The sequence below is a fragment of the Saccharopolyspora sp. genome, from assembly GCF_017434145.1.
In the GTDB taxonomy this organism is placed as follows: Bacteria; Actinomycetota; Actinomycetes; order Mycobacteriales; family Pseudonocardiaceae; genus Saccharopolyspora_C; species Saccharopolyspora_C galaxeae.
In genome coordinates this window covers 1-4,417 of record NZ_JAFRFW010000041.1, presented here as the reverse complement: position 1 = coordinate 4,417, position 4,417 = coordinate 1, and the positions used below count along the sequence as shown (strand labels likewise).

Here is a 4,417-nt window from a genome sequence, read left to right as displayed (position 1 = left end):
GGTGACGTCGGCGAGGTCGGCTTCCCACAGCAGCCGCCCGGAATCGGTGATCGAGCGGAGGCTGTGCAGCGGCCTGCCCACGTCGGCCAGCGACACACCGAGCTGGCCGAGCGCCGCGGTTCCGTTGCTCCACACCGTCACCGCCGCGCCGCCGTCCCGCAGCGCCTCCGCGTGCTCGAAGACCTCCACGTCGTGACCGGCCTCGAGCAGTCCTTTGGCCGCGGCGAGGCCACCGATCCCGGCGCCGATGACGAGAACGCGCATGGTCTCCATCCGTCCCGCGAAGCTGGTCTGCCGTGGCGATATTTTAGCCACCCGTCCGGAGTATCCCGGTTGTCGTTACTCACATATGGTGACGAATGCCTCCCTGCGGGCCGGTTGCGCTGGGATCATCCGCCCAGTGGCAAGCGGGCTCCGCACGGCCTCGCGGCGGGCAGTATCTTGCCGGGCCATGACCCCTCGCGTCGCACCGCCGTTCCGCGCCGACCACGTCGGCAGCCTGCTCCGCCCGCCCCGCTTGCTGGAGGCCCGCGACGAGTTCGCGGCCGGTCGCCTGGACGCCGCCGGGCTGCGGCAGGCCGAGGACGAAGCGGTCACCGACGTGGTCGCGATGCAGGAAGAGGTGGGCCTGTCCAGCGCCACCGACGGCGAGTTCCGCCGCAGCTCCTGGCACATGGACTTCCTGTACCAGCTGCGCGGGATCTCCCAGGTGCAGGACTCGTCGCTGACCGTGCAGTTCCACAACGCCGCGGGCGACATCGAGTTCGCCACCCCGGAGATGCGGGTGGACGGCAAGCTCGGGCTGGACGAGCCGATCTTCGGCGACGCCTTCACCGCGCTGGCCGACCGCACGACCAGGACCACGCCGAAGCTGACCATCCCGTCGCCGGGGATGGTGCAGTACCGCGGCGGCCGGGCGGCGATCGATCCGGAGGTGTACCCGGACCTGGCCGAGTTCCGCGCGGACCTCGCCGCGGCCTACCGCGCCGAGGTGCACGCGCTGGCCGGGATGGGCTGCCACTACCTGCAGCTGGACGACACCAGCCTCGCCTACCTCAACGACCCCAAGCAGCGCGAGCAGCTGGCCGCGCGCGGCGACGACGCCGAGCACGAGCACCTGCGGACCATCGAGCTGATCAACGCTTCGCTGGCCGAGCGCCCGAAGTCGATGTCGGTGACCACGCACATGTGCCGCGGCAACTACCGCTCGTCCTGGGTGGCCGAGGGCGGCTACGAGTTCGTGGCCGAGTCGCTGTTCAACCAGCTCGACGTGGACGGGTTCTTCCTGGAGTTCGACGACGCCCGCTCCGGCGGATTCGCCCCGCTGCGGTTCGTGCCGAAGGGCAAGCAGGTGGTGCTCGGGCTGGTCACCACGAAAAGCGGTGAGCTGGAGTCGGCCGACGAGCTCAAGCGCCGGATCGAAGAGGCGTCCCGCTACGTCGACCTGGACCAGCTGTGCCTGTCACCGCAGTGCGGATTCGCCTCCACCAAGGAAGGCAACGCGCTCAGCTACGAGCAGGAGGTCGCGAAGCTGCGGCTGGTCGTGCAGGTCGCCCAGGACGTCTGGGGCTGAGCGGAGCCCGCGCGGCGGTCCTGCCGCGGGACCGCCGTGAAGAGGTTCCGTCGTGCATGGCAGCAGTGCCCGCGGCGGCGCACCGCCGCGCACCCTCGGTCCCGGCGCTCAGGCGGCGGCTGGTTCGAGGAACCGGCCCGCCACCAGCCCCGGCTCCTCCTCGCCGTCGAACCGGACCCACAGCACTGGGCCGTCGAAGACGTCGGGAAGCCCCGACGCGGTCTCCACCACCGTGCCGACCTGATCGCGGAACCGGCCGAACGAGGCACGCACCCGGGTGCCAGGCTCCAGCGGACTCGATGACTGCTCCATGACCGAGGACGTTACGTCCCCGTGAGGCGGAACGGAAAATCGCGTCCGGGTGACGCCAGGATGAACGGGATGACCTGCGGTAGCGACCCCGCGACGCCCCCGCTGCCGGGCGAATCGGGCTTGTTCAGGTGACTGACCTCACCATCGTCGCAGGTAGAAGCGTTGCGATCGGGAAGGGGAGTCGATGCGCCGAATTCGCGCCGACGGCGAGCACGAGCTGGTGATCAAGCGCTCCCGATTCCGCTGCGTGCTCGCCCGGGTGGAGACCGAGCAGCAGGCCAAGGACTTCGTCGCCGAGCAGCGCAAGCTGCACCACGAGGCGCGGCACCACTGCTCGGCGCAGGTGCTCGACCACGGCCGCACCCAGCGGTCCAACGACGACGGCGAGCCGGCGGGCACCGCGGGTGCGCCGATGCTGGAAGTCTTGCGGCGCAACGAGATCACCGGCGTGATCGCCGTGGTGTCGCGCTACTTCGGCGGAGTGCTGCTCGGCGCGGGCGGGCTGGTCCGCGCCTACGGCTCAGCGGTGTCGGCGGCACTGGAGCAGGTGGGCCTGGTCGAGCTGCGGCCGGTGCGCGTGGTCTTCACCACTGTTGACCACGCCGCGGCGGGAAGGCTGGACAACGACCTGCGGGCGGCCGGATTCACGGTGTCCGATGTGGACTACGCGGCGCGGGTGCGGTTCGAGCTGCACGTGCCGGTGGACGAGGTCGAAGCGTTCGAGGTGTGGCTCGCGCAGGCCACCAACGGGTCCGCACAGGCCGAACTCGGCGCGGTCCGCTACGCCGAAGTCCCGATCTGACCAGCTCAAACCGCCAGCAGGTAACCCGCCCCGCCTGCGACGATCCCCATCAGGGCACCGACCACGACCTGAGCCGCGGTGTGCTCGCCCAGCCGCACCCGCGACCACCCGATGGCCACCACCAGCAGCCACAGCACCAGCAACCAGCCGGAGTAGACGACCGCCAGGATCGCCACCGCACCGGCTGCGACCGCGGTGTGCACCGAAACCTTCCACCACACCGTGATCAGCGCGATCGCCAGCAGCGCGGTGAGCATCGCGACGTCCAGCGCGACCATCAGGTGCGGTGCGCCCGTCCGCAGCAGCACTCCGAGGCCGAGCGAGCTCAGCACGATCAGCAGCGCGAACGGGATCAGCCTGCCTTCCCGGTTGCGCACGTGGTGCCCGTCCCACCAGCCGAGCCGGGAGCCGGCGACGATCCCCGACATCGGCAGCACGCTGCTGGTCAGCGACACGAACAGGCCCCAGCCCAGGGTCGCCCACGGCTCGTGCGTCGCGCTCCAGGCCACTGCCAGCGGCAGCACCAGCACGATCAGCGACGGGGAGAACAGTTCGGTCAGCAGCAGCGCTAATACGTCCGCGGAGGCGCGCTGCGCCCATGCGGCCTCGAACCTCGCTCTGGTCCTCGTGTTGACCTCGGTCATGTCCGACCTCCCCGGCTGGTGCCCTGCGCCTCCCGCACCATGATCACTCAACTCAGTGGATCTCGCCGTGGAAATTCCCCGCTGATCGGAGGGGCGCAGCATCGGCGCCCGCCGAGCGACCCATCGCGCGGAGCTCCGCCTGCGCTGACGAAGATCACCCGGTCAGCGGTTACCGAGAGCGATCAACCGGCGACAGCATGAGCCGGTTGCGGCACCGCCTGCTGGGGAGGATCGGGTCATCGCCGAACGAACGAACTCCGATGCCATCGAGTGGCCGGACGCCAGCCTGCTCGCGCGGTTGCGCCCGCCGACCCGGGACGCGCTGCTCGGGCTGGGCACGGTGAAGATCTTCGAGGCGGGCGAGACGATCCTGCGCCAGGGCGACGAGAGCACCCACGTCGTCCTGCTGCTGCACGGTTCGGCGAAGGTGCAGGCGGTCTCGGCGGCCGGCGGGTTCGCGCTGCTCGGCGTGCGGTTCGGCGGCGACCTGGTCGGCGAGATGGCCGCGATGGAGCAGCGCCCCCGCTCGGCGATGGTCACCGCGGGCACGCGCGCACGCGCGAAGCTGGTCAAGTCCGCGGACTTCAACGACTTCCTGCACCGGCACGCGGACGCTTCCTTCGAACTCACCAGGATGGTCAACGAGCGGCTGCGCTGGGCCAACCGGCGCCGGGTGGACAACGCGCAGCACAGCGCGCCGGACCGGGTGCAGCGCGTGCTGCTGGAGGTCATGCAGACCTACGGAGTCCTGGACCGGGACGGCAGCCACCGGCTCGGCACCCCGCTGAGCCACGACGATCTGGCTTCGCTGTCCGGAGTTCGGCGCCGCACGGTGGAGAAGGTGCTGCACGGCTTGGAGAAGCAGGGCATCGTGCTGCGGCGCTACCGGCAGGTGATCGTCACGGACCTGGACGAACTGCGCCGCCTGCTGGGCGACTCGGGCTGAGCCCGCACCCGCACCGAACTCGGCAGATCAAGTGACCTGAGTCACCAAACCGTCTCCGCCGAATCGCGGAATCGGTTGATCCATTGATCTGTGCGATGTTGCTCAGGAGGTGTGGGTTCTATGCCGAACCTGACTCGCCC

At 70.2% G+C, this 4,417-nt stretch carries 6 protein-coding genes; 3 read left to right on the top strand and 3 right to left on the bottom strand.

From position 1 onward, the window contains the following. On the bottom strand, positions 1 to 264 hold a 264-nt coding region (locus IJH84_RS01065), incomplete at its 3' end, for an NAD(P)-binding protein (protein ID WP_295139153.1). A gap of 187 nt (positions 265 to 451) precedes the next feature. Between IJH84_RS01065 and IJH84_RS01060 the strand changes: the two genes are divergently transcribed. Further along, on the top strand, positions 452 to 1,573 hold the full coding sequence (locus IJH84_RS01060; protein WP_200068846.1) for a 5-methyltetrahydropteroyltriglutamate--homocysteine S-methyltransferase: 1,122 nt from the start codon (positions 452 to 454) through the stop codon (positions 1,571 to 1,573). Between the two features lie 108 nt (positions 1,574 to 1,681). Here the strand turns inward: IJH84_RS01060 and IJH84_RS01055 are convergent, their stop codons facing one another. Beyond that, a complete protein-coding gene (locus IJH84_RS01055) occupies positions 1,682 to 1,885 on the bottom strand; it encodes a hypothetical protein (protein ID WP_200068845.1) in 204 nt (67 codons plus the stop codon). Positions 1,886 to 2,069: 184 nt separating this feature from the next. Between IJH84_RS01055 and IJH84_RS01050 the strand changes: the two genes are divergently transcribed. Next, positions 2,070 to 2,687 carry a YigZ family protein gene (locus tag IJH84_RS01050; protein ID WP_200068844.1) on the top strand — a complete coding sequence of 206 codons (618 nt, stop codon included), beginning with the start codon at positions 2,070 to 2,072 and terminating at the stop codon, positions 2,685 to 2,687. 5 nt (positions 2,688 to 2,692) lie between these two features. Here IJH84_RS01050 and IJH84_RS01045 read toward each other — a convergent pair whose 3' ends face one another. Further along, positions 2,693 to 3,331: a hypothetical protein gene (locus IJH84_RS01045; protein ID WP_295139146.1), complete on the bottom strand. Its 639-nt coding sequence runs from the start codon at positions 3,329 to 3,331 to the stop codon at positions 2,693 to 2,695. Between the two features lie 298 nt (positions 3,332 to 3,629). Here IJH84_RS01045 and IJH84_RS01040 point away from each other — a divergent pair, with 298 nt between their 5' ends. Next, a complete protein-coding gene (locus IJH84_RS01040; protein ID WP_200068843.1) occupies positions 3,630 to 4,277 on the top strand; it encodes a Crp/Fnr family transcriptional regulator in 648 nt (215 codons plus the stop codon). Positions 4,278 to 4,417 lie beyond the last annotated feature (140 nt).